This is a genomic window from Streptomyces venetus, assembly GCF_039540295.1.
Taxonomy (GTDB): Bacteria; Actinomycetota; Actinomycetes; order Streptomycetales; family Streptomycetaceae; genus Streptomyces; species Streptomyces venetus.
Map to the genome: position 1 here is coordinate 315,804 of NZ_BAABET010000001.1, position 24,494 is coordinate 340,297.

18 protein-coding genes and 1 pseudogene are annotated in these 24,494 nt (G+C 70.7%); 14 read left to right on the forward strand and 5 right to left on the reverse strand.

All coding sequences use genetic code 11. From position 1 onward, the window contains the following. Position 1 precedes the first annotated feature (1 nt). Complete coding sequence (locus ABEA82_RS01405; RefSeq protein WP_345659462.1) at positions 2-973, forward strand: aldose epimerase family protein; 972 nt, start codon at positions 2-4, stop codon at positions 971-973. 78 nt (positions 974-1,051) lie between these two features. Here the strand turns inward: ABEA82_RS01405 and ABEA82_RS01410 are convergent, their stop codons facing one another. Next, positions 1,052-3,505 carry a beta-glucosidase H gene (locus ABEA82_RS01410; RefSeq protein WP_345659463.1) on the reverse strand — a complete coding sequence of 818 codons (2,454 nt, stop codon included), beginning with the start codon at positions 3,503-3,505 and terminating at the stop codon, positions 1,052-1,054. Between the two features lie 103 nt (positions 3,506-3,608). On the opposite strand from ABEA82_RS01410, the gene ABEA82_RS01415 reads away from it, so the two are divergent. Then, positions 3,609-4,190 (forward strand): TetR/AcrR family transcriptional regulator, encoded by a 582-nt coding sequence (locus ABEA82_RS01415; RefSeq protein ID WP_345659464.1) that lies wholly within the window; start codon positions 3,609-3,611, stop codon positions 4,188-4,190. 97 nt (positions 4,191-4,287) lie between these two features. Beyond that, positions 4,288-5,520, forward strand: a complete 1,233-nt coding sequence (locus ABEA82_RS01420) for a pyroglutamyl-peptidase I (RefSeq protein WP_345659465.1) — start codon at positions 4,288-4,290, stop codon at positions 5,518-5,520. Here the strand turns inward: ABEA82_RS01420 and ABEA82_RS01425 are convergent. Then, positions 5,471-6,298: an EI24 domain-containing protein gene (locus ABEA82_RS01425; protein WP_345659466.1), complete on the reverse strand. Its 828-nt coding sequence runs from the start codon at positions 6,296-6,298 to the stop codon at positions 5,471-5,473. The genes ABEA82_RS01420 and ABEA82_RS01425 overlap by 50 nt on opposite strands. A 143-nt stretch (positions 6,299-6,441) precedes the next feature. Here ABEA82_RS01425 and ABEA82_RS01430 point away from each other — a divergent pair, with 143 nt between their 5' ends. Together ABEA82_RS01430 and ABEA82_RS01435 are read left to right on the forward strand one after the other, a co-directional pair. After that, the gene (locus ABEA82_RS01430; protein ID WP_345659467.1) at positions 6,442-9,015 is read left to right on the forward strand and encodes a M14 family zinc carboxypeptidase; all 2,574 of its coding nucleotides are present in this window, start codon (positions 6,442-6,444) and stop codon (positions 9,013-9,015) included. Continuing rightward, positions 9,012-10,157: a serine hydrolase domain-containing protein gene (locus ABEA82_RS01435; RefSeq protein ID WP_345659468.1), complete on the forward strand. Its 1,146-nt coding sequence runs from the start codon at positions 9,012-9,014 to the stop codon at positions 10,155-10,157. Before ABEA82_RS01430 ends, ABEA82_RS01435 begins: the two co-directional genes overlap by 4 nt. Before the next feature lie 66 nt (positions 10,158-10,223). On the opposite strand, the pseudogene ABEA82_RS01440 reads toward ABEA82_RS01435, so the two are convergent. Next, positions 10,224-10,681: pseudogene (locus ABEA82_RS01440) on the reverse strand (organic hydroperoxide resistance protein). 94 nt (positions 10,682-10,775) lie between these two features. Further along, a complete protein-coding gene (locus ABEA82_RS01445; protein WP_345659469.1) occupies positions 10,776-11,798 on the reverse strand; it encodes an NADP-dependent oxidoreductase in 1,023 nt (340 codons plus the stop codon). Positions 11,799-11,907: 109 nt separating this feature from the next. On the opposite strand from ABEA82_RS01445, the gene ABEA82_RS01450 reads away from it, so the two are divergent. Beyond that, positions 11,908-12,351 carry a MarR family winged helix-turn-helix transcriptional regulator gene (locus ABEA82_RS01450; protein WP_345659470.1) on the forward strand — a complete coding sequence of 148 codons (444 nt, stop codon included), beginning with the start codon at positions 11,908-11,910 and terminating at the stop codon, positions 12,349-12,351. A gap of 484 nt (positions 12,352-12,835) precedes the next feature. On the opposite strand, the gene ABEA82_RS38620 is transcribed toward ABEA82_RS01450, so the two are convergent. Next, positions 12,836-13,648, reverse strand: a complete 813-nt coding sequence (locus tag ABEA82_RS38620; RefSeq protein WP_425588464.1) for an SCO2400 family protein — start codon at positions 13,646-13,648, stop codon at positions 12,836-12,838. 247 nt (positions 13,649-13,895) lie between these two features. On the opposite strand from ABEA82_RS38620, the gene ABEA82_RS01460 reads away from it, so the two are divergent. The 8 genes from ABEA82_RS01460 (at position 13,896) to ABEA82_RS01495 (ending at position 24,480) form a co-directional block, all read left to right on the forward strand. After that, the gene (locus ABEA82_RS01460) at positions 13,896-15,059 is read left to right on the forward strand and encodes a mandelate racemase/muconate lactonizing enzyme family protein (RefSeq protein WP_345659472.1); all 1,164 of its coding nucleotides are present in this window, start codon (positions 13,896-13,898) and stop codon (positions 15,057-15,059) included. A gap of 61 nt (positions 15,060-15,120) precedes the next feature. Continuing rightward, entirely contained in the window at positions 15,121-16,140 is a 1,020-nt protein-coding gene (locus tag ABEA82_RS01465) for a zinc-dependent alcohol dehydrogenase (RefSeq protein ID WP_345659473.1), read from the forward strand. 112 nt (positions 16,141-16,252) lie between these two features. Beyond that, positions 16,253-17,221, forward strand: coding sequence for a glycosyltransferase family protein (locus tag ABEA82_RS01470; protein ID WP_345659474.1), 969 nt, complete (start codon positions 16,253-16,255; stop codon positions 17,219-17,221). 142 nt (positions 17,222-17,363) lie between these two features. Beyond that, on the forward strand, positions 17,364-18,476 hold the full coding sequence (gene chvE, locus ABEA82_RS01475) for a multiple monosaccharide ABC transporter substrate-binding protein (protein WP_423659675.1): 1,113 nt from the start codon (positions 17,364-17,366) through the stop codon (positions 18,474-18,476). Between the two features lie 46 nt (positions 18,477-18,522). After that, positions 18,523-20,073 carry a multiple monosaccharide ABC transporter ATP-binding protein gene (mmsA, locus tag ABEA82_RS01480; protein WP_345659476.1) on the forward strand — a complete coding sequence of 517 codons (1,551 nt, stop codon included), beginning with the start codon at positions 18,523-18,525 and terminating at the stop codon, positions 20,071-20,073. Beyond that, a complete protein-coding gene (gene mmsB, locus ABEA82_RS01485; protein WP_345659477.1) occupies positions 20,070-21,314 on the forward strand; it encodes a multiple monosaccharide ABC transporter permease in 1,245 nt (414 codons plus the stop codon). The genes mmsA and mmsB overlap by 4 nt, the downstream gene beginning before the upstream one ends. 58 nt (positions 21,315-21,372) lie before the next feature. Next, complete coding sequence (locus ABEA82_RS01490) at positions 21,373-22,521, forward strand: aldose epimerase family protein (RefSeq protein ID WP_345659478.1); 1,149 nt, start codon at positions 21,373-21,375, stop codon at positions 22,519-22,521. 162 nt (positions 22,522-22,683) lie between these two features. After that, a complete protein-coding gene (locus tag ABEA82_RS01495) occupies positions 22,684-24,480 on the forward strand; it encodes a pyridoxal phosphate-dependent aminotransferase (RefSeq protein WP_345659479.1) in 1,797 nt (598 codons plus the stop codon). The last annotated feature ends 14 nt before the right edge of the window (positions 24,481-24,494 follow it).

Here is a 24,494-nt window from a genome sequence, read left to right on the forward strand (position 1 = left end):
CATGAACGAACTCTTCGGCACACTTTCCGACGGCACGCCGGTGCACCGCTGGACCCTGGAGCGGGCGGGCGTGCGGGTGCGGATCCTGACGTACGGCGGGATCGTGCAGTCCGTGGAGGTGCCGGACCGCGAGGGGCGGGCCGGGGACGTGGTGCTGGGGTTCCCGGACCTCGACGGCTACCTCGCCCACCCGGGCCCCTACCTCGGCGCCCTGGTCGGGCGGTACGCCAACCGGATCGCCGGCGCCCGTTTCCCGCTGGACGGGCGTACGTACGCACTGGAACCGAACAACGGGCCGAACTCGCTGCACGGCGGGGAACGTGGTTTCGACAAGCGCGTGTGGGAGGGCACACCCGTCGAGCACGGGGTGCGGCTCACCCGGGTCAGTCCCCACGGGGAGGAGGGCTTCCCCGGGCGGCTGGAGGTCTCGGCGACGTACACGCTCCAGGAGAGCGGCGCGCTGCGGATCGTGTACGAGGCGGTGACGGACGCGCCGACCGTGGTGAACCTGACGAACCACAGCTACTTCAATCTGGGCGGTTCCGGCGACGCGGCCGGCCACGAACTGCGGCTGGCCGCCTCCCGGTACACGCCGGTCGACGCGGATCTGATCCCGACGGGGGCCCCGAAGGACGTGACGGGCACGCGCTTCGACTTCCGTCAGGCCCGCAAGACCGGTTCCGGCTACGACCACAACTTCGTGCTCGACAAGGGCCTGACGGACACTCCGGTGGAGGTCGCCGAGCTGCACGACCCGGCGTCCGGACGGGTGCTGACGGTGGCGACGACCGAGCCCGGACTCCAGCTGTACACCGCGGACCATCTGGGCCAGCCCTTCGCACCCGGCGACGGCATCGCGCTGGAGACCCAGCACTTCCCCGACTCCCCGAACCGGCCGGACTTCCCGAGCACGGTGCTGCGGCCGGGCGGTCTGTACCTCTCGGAGACGGTGTACGGGTTCGGCACGCGCTAGGTCGACCGGGCTGAGCACGAGCCCCGGTCCAGGGGTCAGGTCCCGGACCGGGGCTGCTCGTGGGGATGTCGTCCCGGATCAGACGTTAATCGTCGCGGTGATCCTGCGGTCCGTGATCGAGCGCGCCACCTGGATCTCGTACGAACCCTTCACAAACGACCACGACATGGTCGCCTCGTCCCAGATCTCGAAGGCGCGGCGCGGCAGTGGGACGGTCGCCTCGACGCTCTCGCCGGGGCCCGCCTCGACGCCCGCGAAGCCGGCCAGCCAACGGGCCGGGCGGGTGGGGTCGGTCTCGCCGGGGGCGAGGTAGAGCTGGACGGTCTCGCGGCCCGGGCGGTCGCCGGTGTTTCGGAGGCGGACCTTCGCCGTGGTGCCTTCGGCGGTGGCGTCGACCTCGACCGACTCGTAGGTCCAGTCGGTGTAGCCGAGGCCGTGGCCGAAGGGGTAGGCGGGGGTGCGGCCCTGCTTCTCCCAGGCGCGGTAGCCGATGAAGACGCCCTCGTCGTAGGGGAGTTCGCCGTTCTCGGGGACGACCCGGGTGACCGGGGCGTCGGCCAGGGAGCCCCAGGTGGTGGGCAGTCGGCCGCCGGGCTCGTGGGCGCCGGTGAGCACGTCCGCGAGGGCCGCGCCGCCCTCCTGGCCCGGGAACCAGGTGAGGAGCACGGCGGCGACGTCGTCGCGCCACGGCATCTCCACCGGGGAGCCGGCGTTGACGACCACGACCGTATTGGGGTTGGCGGCGGCGACGGCGTGGACCAGGTCGTCCTGGCGGCCGGGGAGGCGCAGGTCCCGGCGGTCGAAGCCCTCCGACTCCACGCGGTCGGTGGTGGCGACCACGACGACGGCCGTGTCGGCGGCGCGGGCGGCCTCGGCGGCCTCGGCGATCAGTTCGTCGGGGTCGCGCTGCGGGTCCTGGTGGGCGAGGGTGAAGCCGATGGCGTGCATCGGGTGGCCGCTGGGCGGCGGGACCGTGTAGGTGAGGGAGACCTCGACCGGTTCGCCCGCGGTGAGGTCGACCCGGGCGCGGGGCACCGGGGCGCCGAAGAAGGCCGCGAAGGGGTCGCCGTCCTCGGCGGGGCGCTGGACGTCGTCGAAGTGGGTGGTACCGGCGACGGTGAGCCTGAAGGGGCCGAGGCCCTTGATGCCGAGGGTGTGGGTGCCGGTCTCGCGCGGGGTGAAGGTGCCGGTCAGTTCGACACTGTGCAGGGTGTCGTGGGTGACTCCCTCGGGGAGGTCGTCGCCCATCCACTGGAGCCGGCCGCTGGGGGCCGAGCGGGAGCCGATGACCGTGCCGTGGCTGTCGCGGCAGACGGCGCGCAGCTCGAAGCCCTGGTCGGCGACGGGGAGTTCGGTGTTCGGGTCGGCGCCGAGGGCGTACGTGAGGCTGCCGTCGGGCAGCGCGGCGGTGAGGCCGTCGAGCGGGGAGACGGTCCGGGCGGGGAAGACGGTGGCGGAGCCGCCGCCGAGGACGCGGGCGTCACGGGCGGCGGCGCCGATCAGCGCGACCCTGCCGGGCTTCAGCGGCAGCGCGCCGTTCTCGTTGCGGACGAGGACGAAGGAGCGGCGGGCGATCTCGCGGGCGAGCGACTCGCCGTCGACGGGCGCGGGCGGTTCGGTGACGACCGGTTCGGCACCGTCCAGGACGCCGACCCGGGCGGCGAGGCGCAGGACGCGGCGGACGGCCTCGTCGACCAGCGCCTCGTCGGCCTCGCCGTCGCGCACGGCCCGGGCGAGGGCCTCGCCGTAGACGGTCCGCGGACCGGGCATGGCGATGTCGAGGCCGCCGGAGAGGGCGCCGGTGGTGGAGCGGGCGGCGGTCCAGTCGGAGACGTTGATCCCGTCGAAGCCCCATTCGCCGCGCAGGACCTCGTTGACCAGGTGGTGGTGCTCGGTCATCGTCGTGCCGTTGACCGTGTTGTAGGCGGTCATGATGCCCCAGGGGTGGGCGTTCTCGACGATCGCCTCGAAGGGGGCCAGGTAGAGCTCGCGCAGGGCGCGTTCGCTCAGCAGGTTGTTCACCGTGAGGCGGTCGGTCTCGGCGTCGTTGGCGACGAAGTGCTTGACGGTGGTGCCGACGCCGCCGGACTGGACGCCCCGGACGTACTCGGTGCCGATCCGGCCGGTCAGGTACGGGTCCTCGCTGTAGGCCTCGAAGTGGCGTCCGCCGAGCGGGGAGCGATGCAGGTTGACCGTGGGGGCGAGCAGGACGTGGACGCCCTTGCGGCGGGCCTCCTGGGCCAGCAGGACACCGGCCCGGTGGGCGAGCCCCGGGTCCCAGGTGGCGGCGAGCGCGGTCGGGGAGGGCAGGGCGACGGACGGGTCGTCGGCGCTCCAGTGCACCCCGCGGACACCGATCGGGCCGTCGGACATGACCAGCGAGGCCAGTCCGGCCTCCGGCAGCGCGGGCAGGCTCCACATGTCCCGCCCGGCCAGCAGCCGTGCCTTGGCGTCCAGGCCGAGCTTGCCGAGGGCCGCCTCGACCGCCGCCTCACGCCGTGCCTCCGCTGTCTGCGCCGGCGTCTCCGCCATGTCGCCACCTCCGCGTCGAGAGTCGCTGGATGCCGACATCGTGCCCGCGTCACCTGTAATGCGGTAGGTTTCGTTATCTTCTCGTAACAATCAGCTGTTCGTCATGTCGTACGGTGACGCCATGACGGGCAGGACCAGAAGCGAGGCGCGGCGCGCGGAGATCGTGCGGGCGGCTCTGGAGGTGATCGCCGAGCGCGGCTACCGGGGAGCGAGCCTGGCCGCCGTCGCGGAGCGTGTCGGGCTCACCCAGCAGGGGCTGCTGCACCACTTCCCGACGAAGGAGGCCCTGCTGGTCGCGGTGCTCCAGGAGCGGGACCGCTGGGACGCGATGCCCGCCGGGCGGCTGCGGCTCGACCTGCTGGCCTCGCTGGTCGAGTACAACGCGATGCGGCCCGCCATCATCCAGACCTTCTCGGCCCTGCTCGGCGAGAGCGTCACGGAAAACCATCCGGCCGGCGCCTACTTCACCGAGCGCTACGTCGGGGTCCGCGCCGGCATGGCCGAGGTGCTGCGCGCCGAATACGGCGACCGCCTGCCGAGCGGCCTCACCCCCGAACGGGCGGCGCCCCTCCTCGTGGCGGTCCTGGACGGGCTGCAGTACCAGTGGCTGCTGGACCCGGAGTCGGTCGACATGGCGTCCGCGTTCCGGGACTTCCTGACCCTGCTCGGGGAGAGCGCCGGCTGAGCACCCATGGCGTAGATCACCTCCGTCACGCGATACTTCCGCCGTCCGGCACCACGCCCTCGCAGCACCCCCACCGCGACGGAAGGCCTGAACCTCCTTGAACTCCATACGCGTTCGCCTCGGCGTCCTCGGCCTCGCCCTGCTGACCGGCCTCACCACCCCCACGACCGCGAGCGCCGCCGAGGCGGCCCCCTCCCCCACCGTCGAGGAGCAGCGGCTCGGCAAGGCCGTCCCGCAGGAGATCCTGCGCCGCTCCGGATTCGACGCCGTGGCACCGGGGTTGGCCCGGGAGCTCGACACGGCCCGGTCCTACGGGCAGGCCCGCCGGGCGATCGCGCGGGCAGGGGCGCGGCTGTGGCAGCGGGCCGTGGACCGGGCGCAGGGGCGCGGTCCGGCCGGCGGGGATCTCAGCCGGGACGACGACCGGCCGCTGTACTGGGCCCGGCTCGGCATGACGCGTGAAGTACGCACCTGGCAGCCGGGGTTCGGCCTGACCGACGGGCAGCGGGCCGCGCTGCTGGACGAGCTGGAGCGCACCTCGCGCGGCCAGACGGCCATCAACTACGCGCACGCCAAAGGCCTCAAGCGGATCCTGGTCACCGGCTTCGACCCGTTCACCCTGGACCGGGACATCCGCATCTCCAACCCGTCCGGCGCCACCGCGCTCGCCCTCGACGGCACGGTGATCGAGACGGCGGACGGCCCGGCCCGGATCGAGACGGCCGTGTTCCCGGTGCGCTGGCAGGACTTCGCGGACGGCACGGTCGAGCGCACGCTGCGGCCGTACCTGCCGGAGGTCGACCTGTTCACGACCGTGAGCCAGGGCCGGGTCGGGCGGTTCGACGTGGAGCGGACCAACGGGGCCTGGCGGGGCGGCTTCGCGGACAACGACAACATCGGCCGTACCGAGACCGTGCCCGTCACCGACCCGGCCTCGCAGCCGCAGTGGACGACGACCACGCTGCCGTACGCCGCGATCGTCGCCGCGGACACCGGCCGCTTCCCCGTGTACGACAACACGAGCGTCACCGAGATCCCGGCCGGCGGCACCGAGCCCGTCGTCCGCCCCGACGGGCCGACCCCCGGCTCGACCGCGAGGGCGGGCGGCGGCGGTGACTACCTCTCCAACGAGATCGCCTACCGGGCGACGCTGCTGCGGGACCGGCTGGGACTGCACGACCGCCTGCCGGGCGGGCATGTGCACACGCCCGTCCTCCAGTTCGGCGCCGGGAACACCACCGAGGTCACCGACCCGGAGTTCGTGCGCAACCGGCTGGACATCATCGCCCAGGTGCGGGCCATCCTGAAGGTGGCTGCGGAGCAGCGGTGACGGCCCCGTCGCCCTCCTCGCCACCCTCCTGAATCTCCTCACCCAGCAGCTCCCGCGCCATGAGGGTGGCGCCCGCGACCGCGCCCGGCATCAGGAACACCGCCACGAAGGGCACCAGGAAGGCCACGGCCAGCGGGGTGCCGAAGCCCCAGACGAGGGTCTTGCGGGTACGGAGCAGGGTGAGGCGGGTGCGCAGTTCGACGCCGCGGCGCTGGAGGGCGACGGCGGTCAGTTCCTCGGTGAGGAAGAACCCGGTGACGAAGAACCCGATCACCGGGACGACCGTCTGGCCCACCACCGGGACGAACCCGCAGGCGAACAGCAGCACGCCCCACAGGGCGGCGCGGACGACGATCCGGAGGCTGTCGCGGGCGGAGATCCACAGTTCGCGCCAGAGCGGCAGGCCCGACTCGGGGGCGTGCCCGTCCGGGGACACGTCCCGGTCGACCTTCTCGGAGAGGTTCTCGTAGAAGGGCTGCCCGACCAGCAGCGTCACCGCGGTGAACGTCACGACGGCGAGGAGCAGGGCGAGGGCGAACAGTACGGCGGTCAGGAAGCCCCGGAAGAGCCCGAGCCACGGGCTCGACCAGTCGTCGGCGAACGGTGTCGCCCAGGCCACCGCGTCCTCGCCCCACAACGCCAGTGCGACGAGCGCCGCCGCGTACAGGACGAGGGTGATCAGGCCCGGGAGCAGCCCGAAGCCGTACTGCCTGCCGTGCCGGGCCACCCACCGCTGGCCCTTCAGCAGGTACCGGAAACCCACCCCGAGATCGCGCATGGGAAAACCCTATCGGGGCAGGCCGGAACACTCCCCGAAGGGGCCGTCCGGGGCACCGGTGACACCAACGCGGCCTTGTTGCCGTTGAGTCGAACCGGTACACCTCGCCGTACCGATCTCAGGAAGCCCCGGAGGAGGTACGCGTGCGCACCACGAGAAGCGTTCCCGCGAGACCTGCACTGATCGCCGCCCTGGCCCTCGCCACGGCGGGCTCGCTCCTGCTCGCCCCCGACACGGCAGGCGCCGACCCGTTACCCGTCACCCGCGAGGGCTCCGCCCTGGACGACCGCGCGGCCGAGGCTCCCGCGAGCGCGGCCCGGCGGGCCCTGGCCGCCGCCGAGGAGACTCCCACCAGGACGGCCGCCCGCGGCTACCCCCGCAGGCAGCCCCTCTCCCCCGACCCCGGGAACCCCGGCGACAAGTCCCTGAAGCTCGGCCTGACCCCGTACCACGCGATCGCACCGAAGCTGAACGCCCTGCAACGCCTCGGCGACCGTGTGAGCGTGGAGGTGACCGGCCGCTCGGCCGGTGGCCACCGGCTCTACCTCGTCACCGTCACCGCCCCGGAGACCACCGGTCAGGCACGCGCCCAGGACCGGATGCGCGAGCTGATCGAGAACGCGCCCGCGACCGCCGCGAAGTCCCGCGAGATCAAGCGCGCGTACAAGACGCCGGTCTTCGTCAACAACAACATCCACGGCAACGAGTGGGAGGGCACGGACGCCTCCCTGAAGATCATCGAGCAGCTCGCGACGGCCAAGGACGCGAAGACCCGCGACCTCCTGGCGCACAGCCGCCTGTACTTCAACATCACGGCCAACCCGGACGGCCGTATCGCCGGCACCCGCGCCAACGCGAACGGCTTCGACCTGAACCGCGACTTCGTCACCGCCTCCCAGCCCGAGTCCCGGGCGATGCGGCGGATCGAACTCGACACACAGCCGGCCGTCCTGCTCGACCTGCACGGCTACGTCAACGGCACCCTCATCGAGCCCACCACTCCCCCGCACGGCGAGAACTACGAGTACGACCTGTTCCTGAAGAACTCGTACGCCAACGCCCTCGGCATGGAGTCCGCCGTCAACGCCCTCGGCTACACACCCGCGAAGGACGGCGTGGAACCGGCCCAGATCCCCTTCCGCGACCAGGAGGAGGGCTGGGACGACTGGCCGCCGATCTTCACCCCGCAGTACGCGGCCTTCCACGGCACGGTGGCCGCGCACACGGTGGAGATCCCGCTGGCGGTGAACAACGAGGAGTACGACCAGCTCCCGGTCCCGGAGCTGCGCCGCCGCTCGGCGGTCAACACGGCCGTGGCGGGCGCGGCGATCCGCGCGACCCTGGACCACGTCCGTGAGCACCGCGCCTCGCTCGTCGCCGACCAGATCGAGGTCTTCCGGCGCGGGGCGACGGGCGCCCCGCAGGTGCCGGTGTCACCGCGGACGGTCCCCGGCGTCCCCGGCATCGGCCCGGAGGACGTCTACACGACCACCTTCCCGCGCGCGTACGTCATCCCGCCCGGCGACTCCCGCACCCAGCGCTCCGCCCCGGCCGCCGCCCGCCTCGTCGACCACCTCCTCGCCAACGACGTCCGGGTCACCCGGGCCACCCGGCCCTTCCGCCTGGCCGGACGCACGTACCCCCGGGGTTCCTACGTCGTCGACCTGCACCAGCCCAAGCGCGGCATGGCGAACGTGCTGCTGGCCGACGGCCGGGACATCAGCGGCAAGGTGTCGGTGATGTACGACATCTCGGGCTGGAGCCTGGGCCGTCTGTGGGGCGCCACCGTCGAGCAGGTGCCGTCGGGCAGCCTGAAGGGCGCGCCCCTGCGCCCGGTGACGGAAGCCGCCCCCGTGGCTCATGTCCCCGGGCACGGTGACCTCCGTCTGCGTCTGACCGACCCGCGCGAGGTCGCCGCCCTCAACTCCCTCCTCCGGCAGGGCGTCCCGGTCCGCCGGGCACCGGACGGCAGCGCGATCGTGCCGGCGTCGGCACGCGGCAAGGCGCTCACCGCGGCCCGGACCCACGATGTCTCCTTCACGGCCACCCGCCTCACGGGCGGCGCGCCCCTGCACCGCCTCCGGGTCGCCGCGGCCGTCACACCGGGTGAGCTGTTCGCGCTGCGGGAGATGGACTTCGAGGTCACACCGGTCTCGACGGCCGTGCTGAACGCGGGCTTCGACTGGTCCGGCACGGACGTGCTGATGGTCTCCGCCGACCTGGACCCGGCCGGCCTGACCGCCGCCGCCCGCAGCGCTCTGGACGCCTTCCTCGACGGCCACGGCCTCGTGGGCCGGGGTGCGACCGGAGCGGCCCTCAACGCGGCGACGGACCGGCTGGCCGTCAAGCCGGTCGAGGGCAACCCGGACGCCAACGGCGTCGTACGGACCCGCAACACGGGCAGCGTCACGCGCGGCGCCCCCGCCCACACCTTCGTCTACGCCCCGGTCTGGTTCACCGACCTCGGCCCCGGCGTCCGCGCGGAGCAGTCGTACGCGAGTGGAAACCCGCTCGTCTCCGGACACTGGCGCCCGCTCCGCGACGGCACCGGCGGCCCGGCCGCGGCGGCCGGCAACGCCTCGGTGGTCAGCGGCGACCGGACGGTCCTGTTCGGCACCGAACCACTCTTCCGGGACCACCCCAAGGGGGAATTCCCGCAGGTGGCGGAGGCATTGTTCACAGTGGCACACAGCGGTTCAGCAAAGGAGAACGGATGACGCAGGAGATCCACGGCACCGTGGCGGACGGCTTCGAGGGGGTACGCGAGGAGTTCGCCGCGTTCGTGGCCGGGGAACGCCCTGACTACGAGGGCCAGCTGTGCGCCTACGTCCATGGCCGGAAGGTGGTCGACCTGTGGGCGGGGACCGAGGCGGACGCCCTGTATGGCGTGTTCTCGTCCACCAAGGGCGCCGCCTACCTGGTCGTGGCCCTCCTGGTCCAGGACGGCACGCTCGAACTGGACCGCAAGGTGACGTACTACTGGCCGGAGTTCGCGGCCGAGGGCAAGGGAGCCCTGACCCTGCGCGAACTGCTCGCGCACCGGGCGGGTGTGGTCGGCACGGACACCGGCTTCACCCTGGCCGAGCTGGCCGACGACCGGCACCTCGCCGAACGCCTCGCCGACCAGCGCCCGTTCTGGCGTCCCGGCACGGCGTTCGGCTATCACGCGCTGGTCAGCGGAGCCCTGGTGGGCGAGGTCGTACGCCGTGCCACGGGCCGCACGCTCCAGGAGGTCTACCAGGAGCGCGTCAGGACCCCGTACGGCCTGGACCTCCACCTCGGCCTGCCCGCATCCGACGAACCGCGTTTCCGCCCCACCCAGCCTATGGCCCCGACCCCTGAACAGCAGGCGGTCCTCGACGCGACCCCGGACGGACCGCACACGCTCGCCTCGATCGCCTTCAACCGCAACGCGGCCGAACCGACCGACCTCGCCGCACTGCCGAACATGCCGCTGGTCCGGGCCAAGGGCCCGGCGTCGGTGGGCGGAGTGGCCTCGGCGCGGGGGCTGGCCGGGATGTACGCGGCGGCGATCAGCGAGGTGGGCCAGCAGGCACCGCTGCTGAAGCCGGACACGGTCGCGGAGTTCGGCCAGTTCCACTCGGTCGGCTACGACCTGGTGGCACGTGCCCACAAGTCGTTCGGCCTGGGGTTCCAGACGACGGCTGACACGTGGCACCCGTTCCTCGGTGCCGGGACGATCGGGCACAGCGGCGCGAGCGGCTCGCAGGCCTTCGCGGACCCGTGGAGCGGCCTCGCCTACGGCTACACCCGCCGCCGTTTCGCCTTCCCCGGCGGCGCGGCCCCGGAGAACGACCGCCTGGCCCGGGCGATCCACAAGGCGACCCTGGCCGCCTGACCGGCGGCGCGTAGAGGCCGCACCCCACGTCCAAGGGTGCGGCCTCCACGTAGCCAACGACGACCGTCAGGCCGGCGTCACGCTGATGTTCCCGCGGGTCGCCTTCGAGTAGGGGCACACCTGGTGGGCCTTCTCGATCAGCGCCGGCGCGGTCCCCGGCTCCACCCCGGGGATGTCGGCGGAGATCTCGACGATGATCCCGAACCCGTCCCCGTTCTTGCCGAGGCCGACCTTCGCGATAGGGGTCTCCCCTGCTCGAACGAAGTTGAGAGCTTGGGGAACGTCGATCCGGTGAGGTCGGCACCCGCCTCACGGGCGACGACACCGAGAGCGCCCTGGAAGCAGGCGCTGTACCCGGCGGCGAACAGCTGCTCCGGGTTGGTCCCGGCGCCGCTGCCGCCCAGTTCCTTCGGCGGGCTGACGACGACCTCGAGCTTGCCGTCGTCGGTGGCGACCCTTCCGTCGCGTCCGCCCTCGGCGGTGGCGACGGCGGTGTACAGGACGTCGGACTGCTGGATGGGCATGCGGTTGTGTTCCGTCTGTCGTCCGCCGCGGCTCGCGCCCGGGCCGAGCGGATTCGGAAAGAATTTATCGCATGCCGGAATCCAACAGAAGGCGTCAGACCTTGACGATCATCTTCCCGGTGTTGTCCCCGCGCAGCACGCCCAGGAACGCCTCCAGGTTGTTCTCGATGCCCTCGACGACGGTCTCCCGGTACTTGAGCTGACCGGAGGCGACCCAGGGGGCGACCTCGCGCACGAACTCCGGCTGGAGGTCGTAGTGGTCCCCGACCAGGAAGCCCTCGATACGGCCGCGCGTGGCGATGAGGCGCGAGAGGTTCCTCGGGCCCGGGGCGGCCTCGGTGTTGTTGTAGACCGAGATCATGCCGCAGACGACGATCCGTCCACCCTCGTTGAGCGACCCGATGGCGGCCTCCAGATGGTCACCACCCACATTGTCGAAGTAGACGTCGATCCCGTCCGGGGCGGCGGCGCGCAGCTGCTCGCTCACCGGCCCGTCCTTGTAGTTGAAGGCGGCGTCGAAGCCGTACTCGTCGACGAGCAGCCTCACCTTCTCGTCGGACCCGGCGGACCCGATGACCCGTGCGGCGCCCTTGAGCCGGGCTATCTGCCCGACCTGACCGCCCACGGCGCCGGCGGCGCCGGACACGAAGACGGTGTCGCCCTTCTTGAAGGAGGCGGTGCGCAGCAGACCGGCGTACGCGGTCAGCCCCGTCATGCCGAGCACACCGAGGTACGTCGACAGCGGCGCGGCCTCCGGGTCCACCTTCACGGCGTTCTTCGCGGACACGACGGCGTACTCGCGCCACCCGAGGAAGTGCAGTACGTGATCACCGACGGCCAGGCCCTCCGCGTTGGAGGCCACGACCTCGCCGACGGCACCGCCCTGCATGACCTTGCCGAGCTCGAACGGGGCGATGTAGGACTTCGCGTCGCTCATGCGGCCCCGCATGTACGGGTCCACGGAGAGGTACTTGTTCCGCACGAGGACCTGGCCCTCACCGGGCTGCGGGATCTCCGTCTCGACGAAGGCGAAGTCCTCGGGCTTCGGCCAGCCGACGGGACGGCTCGCCAGGTGCCATTCGCGGCTGACGGCGGGGAGGCTGGTGGTGTCGGTCATGGTGCGCCTGTCCTCTGTGGCTCGATGCCAGTGTCGAATGTTTCAGCAACTGAAACAACCATGCTCCTGAAAATTTCAGGCTGTCAAATAACCGGGTACCCTCGATCCCATGGCGTCCACCACACCGACTCCCCGAAACAACCGTCCCGATGCCCTGACCCTGGAGGTCGTGGAGCTCATCGGGGAGGTCGTGGCGCGGTTCCACGAGGACTACGAGGAGGCGGCGGCGGAACATGCGCTGACCGGCGCGCAGGCCCGGCTGCTGAGCCTGCTGTGCCTTGAGCCGCTGCCGATGCGGAGGCTCGCGCAGCGGTTGAAGTGCGAGCCGTCGAACGTGACCGGGATCGTGGACCGGCTGGAGGCGCGGGGGCTGGTGGAGCGGCAGTCCGATCCCGCGGACCGACGGGTGAAGGTGGCGGTGGCGACGGAGGAAGGGCGGGGGGTGGCGCGGAGTCTGCGGGAGTCGTTGCGCTTCGCCAGGGAGCCGCTGGCTGGGCTGTCGGAGGGGGAGCGGGTGGCATTGCGGGATGCGTTGCGGGGGATGCTGGGCTGACCTGCGGGCGCTGCCGGTGTCTTCCGGGACTCGGCGTTGGTGCCCGGGGCGGGGCGTTGCGCAACCCGGCGCGACGAGGCGCCGCTGCACCTAGCGGCCCGCATGCCCGCAGCACCGGTGCGAGGTGCTCGGCGTCGGTGCCCGGGGCGGGGCGTTGCGCAACCCGGCGCGACGAGGTGCCGCTGCACCTAGCGGCACGCATGCCCGCAGCACCGGTGCCAAGTGCTCGGCGTCCGTGCCCGGGGCGGGGCGTTGCGCAGCTCGGCGGAGCGAGGTGCCGCTGCGCCCACCCGTGCCGCCCCTAGCGGCACGCATGCCCGCAGCTAGGGGCACGACTGCCCGCAGCTGGGTACGTGCGTGAGGGGACGTGTCGGGGGGTGTTCGCCCGCAGTGGGCGGCGCGTGTGATGCCAGTTAGTCGGTAGGTGACCGCGTCGCGCCGTTCCGAGGACGGACACCCCCCGGCGCGGCCCCGACCCCACGCGCTACGTGCACCACCACAGAAAGCGGTTGCACTTTTCCGTCGGGGTGGGCTCCGGCGCAGGGGTCGGGCTCGCGGGAGCCGCCGTCCGCGTCGGGGCCGGGGCAGGCCGGGCCGAGGTGGGGGCAGAGGTAGGGCGAGCGGGCGCGGCGTCCCCCACGGTCGACTCGGGGGACTTCGACGGCTCGACGTCCTCCCCCTTCTCCGCCTCCTCCGCCTTCTCCGACTTCTCAGGCTTCGGAGACCCGGAAGCCGACGGAGAGTCAGACACCCCCGGAGAAGCGGACCTCGACGCGTCGCCCCCCTTCGGCCGACCCGTCTCGTCCGCCTCGGCCGACGCGTCACCGTCCGCCGACTCGTCCCCGGCAGCCGCCGGCTTCGGCGCCGACCTCGGCGCGTCCATACCGAGCTCCGCCAGACTCAGCCCACCCGCCGCGAGCACGAACCCCGCCGCGACGAACAGGGTCCGGCGCCGCCGTCTGCGGTGTGCCGCGGCCTTCCGGTCCCGCCGGCTCGACCCGCCGCCCGGGCCATCGGCGACCGCCCCGTGCCCACTTCCACGGCCACGCCGCCGAGCGGCCCGCCCCGGCGGCTCACCGACGTCATCGCGCTCACCGACGTCATCGCGCTCACCGACGTCTTCGCGCTCACCGTCGGCCCCGTCCGAACCGCCCGGGCCCTCGTGAACACTCTCGCCGCCTTCGGGCGCAGCCCCGTACTCCCACGCGGGCCGGCGCACCGATTCCGCTGAGGTGCCGCACCCGGGGCAGGCCAGCGCGCCGTTGAGGTGCCGTCGGCACGGGTCGCAGTAGTCCATGACGCGGGAAGATTAAGTTCCGCGTCGGTCACGTTCCTAGATCCAGCTGTGAAGGTTCTGTAGGGACACACCCCACCCGTGGTTTCGAAACTGTCGAAACCGTTATGCGCGTGACCCATTGACACCCCCACCGCCCCGTCCTTACTGTCACGCCAGCATTTCGAACGTGTGACGAAATCTCGAACACGTCGAACTGAACTGAATGACTGACGGAACTGAGCCGACGAAGCTGCGAGGGACAACCGCCGTGCGCATCACCGGAATCAGCACACACGTGGTCGGGACGCCGTGGCGCAACCTGACGTACGTCCAGGTGCACACCGACGAGGGAATCACCGGAGTCGGCGAGACCCGGATGCTGGGACACACCGACGCCCTTCTCGGTTACCTGAAGGAGGCCCAGGCCAACCACATTCTCGGCTCGGACCCCTTCGCTGTCGAGGACCTCGTCAAGCGCATGAAGTACGGCGACTACGGCCGCGCCGGTGAGATCGTGATGTCCGGTATCGCCGTCATCGAGATGGCGTGCTGGGACATCAAGGGCAAGGCCCTCGGCGTCCCCGTCTGGCAGCTGCTGGGCGGCAAGGTCACCGACAAGGTCAAGGCGTACGCCAACGGCTGGTACACCACCGAACGGACTCCGGAGGCGTACCACAAGGCCGCTCAGGGCGTGATGGAGCGCGGCTACCGGGCGCTGAAGATCGACCCGTTCGGCACCGGGCACTTCGAGCTCGACCACGAGCAGACCCTGTACGCCGTCTCCCTGATCGAGGCCGTACGCGACGCCATCGGCCCCGAGGCGGAGCTGATGCTGGAGATGCACGGCCGCTTCTCCCCCGCCACGGCCGTACGCCTGGCCAAGGAGCTCGCACCCTTCAAGCCGGCGTGGCTGGAGGAGCCGGTCCCGCCGGAGAACCTCAAGGCCCTGGAGAAGGTCGCCGCCAAGGTCGACATGCCGGTGGCCACCGGTGAGCGCATCCACGACCGGATCGAGTTCCGCGAGCTGTTCGAGAGCCAGGCCGTGGACATCATCCAGCCGGACGTCGGCCACATCGGTGGAATCTGGGAGACCCGGAAGCTCGCGGCGACCGCCGAGACGCACTACATGCTGGTGGCCCCCCACAACGTGGGCGGCTCGGTCCTGACCGCCGCCTCCCTCCAGGTCGGCTTCACCTCCCCGAACTTCAAGATCCTGGAGCACTTCAACGACTTCGCCGACGCGGAGATCAAGAAGGTCGTCAAGGGCGCCCCGCAGGTGAACCCGGAGGACGGCTGCTTCCACGTCTCCGACGCGCCCGGTCTCGGCGTCGAGCTGGACGTCGACGCCGCCGCCGAGTTCCCCCAGCAGCAGGCCCGCTTCGACCTCTGGGCGGAGGGCTGGGAGCAGCGCAAGCCCAAGGGCGGTCAGTGACCGTCCGGAGCGCGCAAACCCGGACCCGGCAACCGAAACCTTCGAAAACCTCAGGAGCGACGTGAGCACCGCCGACGCGAACACCGCGGTCGTCATCGACGCCCCGGGCGAGCACCGCCTCGTCCCGCACGAGCCCCGGCAGCCCGAGGCCGGCGAGGCGCTGGTCCGCGTCCACGCCTCCGGCATCTGCGGCAGCGACCGCGAGGTCTACCAGGGCAACCGCCCCGAGGGGTATGTGCGCTACCCGCTCACCCCGGGCCACGAGTGGTCCGGGACGGTGGAGGCCGTGGGCGCCGGTGTCCCCGGGTCCCTCGTCGGCCGCAAGGTCGTCGGCGAGGGCTTCCGCAACTGCCAGGTCTGCGACCGCTGCCACGCGGGCGACACGACGCTGTGCACGGCCGGTTACGAGGAGACCGGGTTCACCCAGCCGGGCGCGATGGCGGCCACGCTGACGCTGCCGGCCCGTCTCCTGCACGCCCTCCCCGACGACTGCGACCTCACCGCGGCGGCCCTGCTGGAGCCCGCCGCGTGCATCGCGGCCGCCGCGCTGAAGGCGAACGCGCGGCCCGGCGAGCGCGTCGCCGTGGTGGGCACCGGCACGCTCGGCATGTTCGCGGTGCAGTTCCTCAAGGCGAACGCGCCGGCCGAACTGCTGGTGGTCGGCACCCGCAACGACCGCGAGGAGTTGTCGCGGCAGTACGGGGCGACCGACTTCCGCACGAAGGACCAGGAGCTCCCGGACGACTTCGACGTCGTCATCGAGACCGCCGGGTCCGCGGACGCCGCCCGGGTCTCCGCCGCCCTGCTCCGGCGTGGCGGCCGGCTGGTCCTGACCGGCATCCCGGCGCCCGGCGCCGACGGTCTGGATCCGACGGACCTGGTCGTGAAGCAGTTGGAGGTGCACACCGTCTTCGGTGCTCCGCCGGACGCCTGGGCGCACACGGTGCGGGTGTTCGCGGCCGGTCTGCTCGACCCGCTGCCGCTGGTGACGCACGAGCTGCCGCTCGCCGAGTTCTCGCGGGCCATCGAGCTGGTGGGAGCCGGCGATCCGAAGGTGGGCAAGGTGCTGCTCCGCCCGTAGACGTACGCCGGTACGGGGGCAACCTGACGGCTCCCGTGCCGGCGTACACCCCAGCCTTGCCCTACCCAGAGCCGCGAACCTCGTCCGAAATATCGAACTGAAGGACATTCCTGTGACCGACGCTTCCGCCACGGCAGTCCGCAGGCCCGGGGAGCAGGCGCTCGCCGAACTCGGCCTGAGCGCGCCCGCCCTCGACCCCGCCGACGCCTCGCCGCACTCCTTCCCCGGCGGCGGCCGCTGGCGCACCGAGATCCCCTCCTGCGAGGGTCCCGAGGCGCTGGCGGTGGTCCTGAAGGAGGCCTCGCGGCTGGACGTGCCGATCCACCGGATCAGCCAGGGCAGCGGCGTGTGGATGCTGACCGACGCCGAGATCACCGAGATGGTGGAGGCGACCGGCGAACGCGACATCGAGCTCTGCCTGTTCACCGGTCCGCGCGGCACCTGGGACATCGGCGGCTCGACCCGGACCGACTCGCGCGGGGCGGGCCTCAGAGCCCGCGGCCACGACGCCGTCGCCGGGTGTGTCGAAGACGCCGTGCGGGCGACGGAGTTGGGCGTCAAGTGCCTGCTCGTCGCCGACGAGGGCGTGCTGTGGACGCTGCACCGGGCGCGCGCGGCCGGCATCATCCCGGCCGACACGACCCTCAAGGTGAGCGCGCTCATCGGGCCGGTCAACCCGGCGGCGTACGCGGTGTACGAGAAGCTGGGCGCCGACTCGGTCAACGTGCCCAGCGACCTGACGCTGGATCACCTCACCGAGATCCGGCGGGTGTCGGGCGCTCCGATGGACATGTACATCGAGGCCCCCGACGACCTCGGCGGCTACGTCCGGATGTACGAGGTCGCCGAACTCATCCGGCGCGGGGCCCCGTTGTACCTGAAGTTCGGTCTGTCCAAGGCCCCGGGGATCTACCCGTACGGGCACCACATGCGGGAGTTGACCCTGGCCACGGCCAAGGAGCGGGTGCGGCGCGGCCGGCTCGCCCTGGATCTGCTGGCCCGTCACGGCGCGGACGGCGACATGGCGCCGCTCGGGTCCCGACTGCCGGGCGTTCTGCAACGGTTCGAAATCTCGGCATAACGTTCCGGAAACTCGGCTTCACAAAAGAAGACACAGCCGACCACAATCCGACACATCTCTTCTCGGTCTTTCCGGCACGACCACCCGGAGCGACTTCGCGCCCATCGGACCGAGCCCTGCACACAGATCAAGGATGATCATCATGCGTAACCGCAGAGCCGCTCTCGCCGCCATAGCCGGAGCCGCGTCCCTCGCCCTGACCCTGTCCGCGTGCGGCCAGAGCGGCGAGGGAGGCAGCAAGGAAGGCGAAGGAGACGCCAAGGGCGGGACCATCGGCATCGCGATGCCGACCAAGTCCTCCGAGCGCTGGATCCTCGACGGCGACTACGTCAAGAAGAACCTGGAGGCCAAGGGCTACAAGCCCAAGCTGGTCTACGGCGAGGACGACCCGGACCAGCAGGTCTCCCAGGTCGAGAACCTGATCACGCAGGGCGTCAAGGCGCTGATCATCGCCGCCATCGACAACAAGTCGATGAACAACGTGCTCCAGCAGGCCAAGGACGCGAACATCCCGGTCATCTCCTACGACCGCCTGATCCTCGGCACGAAGGACGTCGACTACTACGCCTCCTTCGACAACGAGAAGGTCGGCGAACTCCAGGGCAGCTACATCGTCGAGAAGCTGGGTCTGAAGGACGGCTCCAAGAAGGGCCCCTTCAACATCGAGCTGTTCGCCGGCTCCAACGACGACAACAACACCCGCTACTTCTTCGGCGGGGCGATGAAGGTCCTCCAGCCCTACATCGACAAGAAGCAGCTCGTCGTCCGCTCCGGCCAGACCAAGCTCAACCAGGTCACCACGCTGCGCTGGGACGGCGGCACCGCCCAGAAGCGCATGGACGACATCCTGACCTCGGCCTACAAGAGCGAGCGCGTCGACGCCGTCCTCTCCCCCTACGACGGCATCTCCATCGGCATCCTGTCGGCGCTGAAGTCCGACGACTACGGCTCCAAGAGCAAGCCGCTGCCGGTCGTCACCGGCCAGGACGCCGAGGTCGCCTCCCTGAAGTCGATCGAGGCGGGCCAGCAGACCCAGACCGTCTTCAAGGACACCCGCGAACTCGCCAAGGTGGCCACGAACATGGTCGATGCGGCGCTGAACGACAAGAAGCCGGAGCTCAACGACACCAAGACCTACGACAACGGCGTGAAGGTCGTGCCCGCGTACCTGCTGAAGCCCGTGAGCGTCGACAAGTCCAACTACCAGAAGGTCGTCATCGACTCCGGCTACCACAAGGCAAGCGACCTCAAGTAGTCCCCGCCACCGACCGACGATTCACCACTGAATGGAAGGCACGACCATGGCGGGACCCGTCCTGGAAATGCGCTCGATCGTCAAGACCTTTCCCGGCGTCAAGGCGCTGTCGGACGTTTCACTGACCGTCCGTCAGGGCGAGGTCCACGCCATCTGCGGGGAGAACGGCGCCGGCAAGTCGACCCTGATGAAGGTCCTCTCCGGCGTCCACCCGCACGGCACCTACGAGGGCGACATCCTCTTCGAGGGAGAGGTCTGCCAGTTCAAGGACATCCGGGCCAGCGAAGAGCGCGGCATCGTGATCATCCACCAGGAACTGGCCCTGGTGCCCTACCTCTCCCTCGCGGAGAACATCTTCCTCGGCAACGAGCACGCCACGCGCGGGATCATCAGCTGGACCGAGACCCTGCGTCACGCCACGGAACTGCTGCGCCGGGTCGGTCTCTCCGACCACCCGGACACCCGCGTCGCCGACATCGGCGTCGGCAAGCAGCAGCTCGTGGAGATCGCGAAGGCCCTGTCGAAGAAGGTGAAGCTGCTCATCCTGGATGAGCCGACCGCCGCGCTGAACGACGAGGACAGCGGCAAACTCCTGGATCTCATCCTGGAGTTGAAGAAGCAGGGCATCACCTCGATCATCATCTCCCACAAGCTCAACGAGATCCGCAAGGTCGCCGACTCGGTGACGATCATCCGTGACGGCCAGACCATCGAGACCCTCGACGTCAAGGCCCCGGAGACCACCGAGGACCGGATCATCAGCGGCATGGTCGGCCGCGACCTGGAGAACCGCTTCCCGGAGCGGTCGCCGCACGAGCCCGAGGAGGGCGTGGCGCCCGCCCTGGAGATCCGGGGCTGGACCGTGCACCACCCGATCGACCAGCAGCGCAAGGTCGTCGACGACGTCTCCCTCCAGGTGCGGCGCGGCGAGATCGTCGGCATCGCCGGCCTGATGGGCGCCGGCCGCACCGAACTCGCGATGAGCGTCTTCGGGCGGACGTACGGCCGGTACGCGGCCGGGACGGTCCTCAAGGACGGCACGGAGATCCGCACCAAGACCGTCCCCGAGGCGGTCAGGCACGGGATCGCGTACGTCACCGAGGACCGCAAGCACTACGGCCTCAACCTCATCGACACCATCAACCGGAACATCTCGCTGACGGCCCTCGGCAAGGTCGCCAAGCGCGGTGTGGTCGACGAGCACGAGGAGCGGCAGGTCGCCGAGGGCTTCCGCAAGTCCATGAACATCAAGGCGCCGACCGTCTTCGAGCCGGTGGGCAAGCTGTCCGGCGGCAACCAGCAGAAGGTCGTCCTCAGCAAGTGGATCTTCTCGGGTCCGGACGTGCTGATCCTGGACGAGCCGACGCGCGGCATCGACGTCGGTGCCAAGTACGAGATCTACACGGTCATCGACCAGCTGGCCGCCCAGGGCAAGGCGGTCGTCTTCATCTCCTCCGAGCTGCCCGAGCTGCTCGGCATGTGCGACCGCATCTACACGATGGCCGCGGGGCGGCTGACGGGTGAGTTCTCGCGGGCCGAGGCCTCCCAGGAATCGCTGATGCGTCAGATGACGAAGGACAAAGAGGTAACCCGATGAGCACGGACGTGACCGCCAAGAGCCCGGCCCCCGCGCCGTCGGGCAAGAGCGGAGGGGCCGCGGGCGACGGCCTGTTGCAGCTGGTGGTGGAGGGCATGCGCCGCAACATGCGGCAGTACGGCATGCTGATCGCCCTGGGCCTGATCGTGGTGCTGTTCGCCGTGTGGACCGACGGCGACCTGCTGCTGCCGCGCAACGTCTCCAACCTGGTGCTTCAGAACAGCTACATCCTGATCCTCGCGATCGGCATGATGCTGGTCATCATCGCGGGCCACATCGACCTGTCGGTCGGTTCGCTCACGGCGTTCGTCGGCTCCATGGCCGCGGTGTTCATGGTCAAACACGACATACCGTGGGTCCTCGCCGTGGTGCTGTGCCTGGCCGTGGGCGCGGTCGCGGGTGCCATCCAGGGGTTCTTCATCGCGTACGGCGGCATACCGTCCTTCATCGTGACCCTGGCGGGCATGCTGATCTTCCGCGGTCTGACCGAGATCTTCCTGGAGGGCCAGACGCTCGGCCCGTTCCCGGAGGGCCTGCAGAAGGTCGCCAACGGGTTCCTGCCCGAGGTCGGCCCGAACACCAACTACCACAACCTGACCCTGCTGCTGGGCTTCGCGATGATCGCCTTCGTGATCTTCCAGGAGGTCCGTGACCGCAAGCGGCAGCAGGAGTTCCACCTGGACGTCCCGCCCACCAAGCTGTTCCTGCTGAAGCTGGTCGCGATCGGCGCCGCCGTGCTGACGCTCACCATGCTGCTGGCCAGCTACAAGGGCGCCCCGATCGTCCTGCTCATCCTCGGTGTGCTGCTCGTCGGCTTCGGCTACGTGATGCGCAACGCGATCATCGGCCGCCACATCTACGCCATCGGCGGCAACCTCCCGGCGGCCAAGCTGTCGGGTGTGAAGGACAAGAAGGTCACCTTCCTGGTCTTCCTGAACATGGGCATGCTCGCGGCCCTGGCGGGTCTGGTCTTCGCCGCCCGCTTCAACGCGGCCTCTCCCAAGGCCGGCCTCAACTTCGAGCTGGAGGCGATCGCGGCCTCGTTCATCGGCGGCGCGTCGATGAGCGGCGGTGTCGGCACCGTGCTCGGCGCGATCATCGGTGGCCTGGTCCTGGGCGTGCTGAACAACGGTATGAACCTCGTCGGCATCGGCACCGACTGGCAGCAGGTCATCAAGGGCCTGGTGCTGCTGGCGGCGGTCGGGTTCGACGTGTGGAACAAGCGCAAGGTCGGTTCGTAAGTCAGATCGGGGCCCCGCCGGAAAGGCGGGGCCCTCTCCTTATAGGGGAGCCGCACACATGGAACTGAACAGACGTACGGTCATCGCGGGAGCCGCGGCGGCGGGCATCGCCGCCACCACGCTCGGTGGCACGGCGCACGCCACGGGAGGCAGGAAGCCGGTGAAGACGCTCTTCGGCAAGCTCGCCGACGGCACCAAGGTCTACAGCTGGTCGCTGGAGAACGGCGGCACCCGCCTGAAGGTCCTCTCCTACGGCGGCATCGTCCAGTCCCTGGAGATCCCCGACCGCCGGGGCCACTACGCCAACGTCAGCGCCGGTTTCGCCACCCTCGAGGACTACGTCGCCAAGAGCCCGTACTTCGGCGCCCTCATCGGCCGCTACGGCAACCGCATCGGCAAGGGCAAGTTCACGCTGGACGGCAAGGACTACCAGCTCTCCGTCAACGACGGTGAGCAGAGCCTGCACGGCGGCGCCAAGGGCTTCGACAAGCGGGTGTGGGACGTCGAGCCGTTCACCAAGGGCACCGACGTCGGCCTGCACCTGTACTACACGAGCGTCGACGGCGAGATGGGCTACCCCGGCACGCTCAAGGCGAAGGTGACGTACACGCTCACCCGGCGCGGCGACTGGCGCATCGACTACGAGGCCACCACCGACAAGGCCACCGTCGTCAACCTCACCAGCCACGTCTACTGGAACCTGGCCGGCGCGGGCAGCGGCACGATCGAGGACCACGAGCTCCAGATCGCGGGCTCCCGCTTCACGCCCACCGACGCGGGCCTGATCCCCACGGGCGAGCTGGCCAAGGTCGCGGGCACGCCCTTCGACTTCACTCGCGCCAAGCCGATCGGCCGGGACATCCGCGTCTCGCACCCCCAGCTGGTCACCGCCAAGGGCTTCGACCACAACTGGGTCCTCGACAAGGGCATCACCGCCCGGCCCGAGCACGCCGCCACCCTGCGCGACCCGTCCTCCGGCCGCACCCTGAAGATCGCCACGAACGAGCCGGGCCTGCAGTTCTACTCCGGCAACTTCCTCGACGGCACCCTGACCGGCCCGTCCGGCCGCACCTACCGGCAGGGCGACGCGCTGTGCCTGGAGACCCAGCACTTCCCGGACTCGCCGAACAAGCCGAAGTTCCCGTCGACGGTGCTGCGGCCCGGGCAGACCTACCGGACGACGACCATCCACACGTTCGGCTACTGACAGCCCTTCACGGGTAGGACACAAGTTCTGACTGGTTCCCTGACGGTTGAACAGTGTCACCACAAGCTCCGTATCCAAGGGTGGCCCGCGCTCCCCCGCGCGGGCCACCCTTAAACGTCGGGTTCGTCCGTCCCCCACGGGCCCGCCTCATACGGAGGTTCCATGGCCGACAACGTCACCTCGCTGTTCCGCAGCACTGCGGCACACAGCCCCTCGATGGCGGCGTTGACGCGCGAGGGCGGCGACGGAGCCGGGCCGGTGGACTTCTGCATCCCCTGCAACCCCTACTTCCCCACCCCGGCCATGTTCGAGGACATGGCGGGCAGACTGCGCGACATCATCACGTACTACCCGAGCAGCGCCGACACCATCACGGCCGAGCTGTGCAACCTGCTCCAGCTGCCGCCGCAGTGCGTGGCGATGGGCAACGGCTCCACCGAGCTCATCACCTGGATCGACCACCTGCTGGTCCGCGAGTCCCTCGCCATCCCCGTCCCCACGTTCGGCCGCTGGACCGACCAGCCCATGGAGACCGGCAAGCGGGTCGACATGTTCCCGCTCCAGGAGTCCAGCGGCTTCGCCCTCGACCTCGCGCAGTACGCCGAGTTCATCCGCGCGAGGGGCACGCGCGTCGCCGTCATCTGCAACCCCAACAACCCCGACGGCGGCTTCCTGCACAAGCACGCGATCGTCCAGTTCATGGACGCCATGGCCGACCTGGACCTGGTCGTCATCGACGAGTCGTTCCTGGAGTTCGCGGACGCCGAGGCGGAGCCGTCCGTCGTCCAGGAGGCGATGCTGCGGCCCAACGTGGTCGTGCTGCGCAGCCTCGGCAAGAACTTCGGCCTTCACGGCATCCGCTTCGGCTACCTGGTCGCCAACCCGGCGCTCGCCGGGCGGGTGAGGTCCATGCTCCCCAAGTGGAACCTCAACTCCTTCGCCGAGCACGTCGTCTTCATGCTCAAGGAGCACGGCAACGAGTACGCGCAGAGCCTCCAGCAGGTGCGCCGCGACCGGCTCGACATGGCCAGCCAGCTGTCTTCCCTGCCCGGTCTGACGGTCTACCCGTCCCAGGGCAACTTCCTCTTCGTGCGCCTCCCCGTGGGTGCCGAGGGCACGGTGGTCCGGGACCGGATGCTCACCGAGCACCGGATCCTGGTCCGCGAGTGCGGCAACAAGATCGGTTCGTCCAGCCGCTTCCTGCGTCTCGTGGTGCGCCCCCAGGTGGACGTGCGTCGCCTGGTGTCCGGCCTGGAACAGGTGCTCTACGGGACGTCCAGGAGGGGAGCCGCCGTATCCGAGCTGGGCCATGGGACCAGCTACAGCTCGGGTACGGCGGCAGTGGACCGTCTGGTGAGCGAGACCAACGGGTCCGGCATGCGGGGCCTTGCCGCTCAGGCCGCCGGTATCGGCGGTCCGGGCCCCGCAGCCGCCCCGGCCGCCGGTACGGGCATGCCGCTTCCCGCCGCGGCGTCCACGGGTGCCGTGCCGGCGGCTGCCGCGGGCGGGATGCCGATGTCGGCGGCGGCGCCCATGGGACAGACAGGCCAGCTGAGCCAGCTCGGGCAGATGGGGCAGCAGCAGATGCCACAGCCGGTGCCTCAAGCGGTGCCCCAGCCGGTGCCGCAACCCGCTCCGCAGCCGGTGCCTCGGTCGGCTCCGCAGCCCATGGCCGCTCCGGCGCCGCCGCTGGCTCCTGTCGCCCAGGCGCCGGCCCCGATCCCTGCCCCGATCCCTGCTCCGGCCCCGGTCCCGACTCCAGCCCCGGCGCCGGTCCCTGCTCCGGCGCCGGTCCCCACACCGGCCCCCACTGGTCCCACCCCGCCGGGGGTTCCCGCCCGGGGCGGACTGACCGCGGCGCAGGTGCGGGGGACGAACGGCTTGTCCCCGGCGCCTGCCACAGGGTGGCCGGGCGCGCAGGCCTGGCCCAACGCGGCGGGGATGGGGCAGGCCGGGTAGTCCGGCGGGCGCGG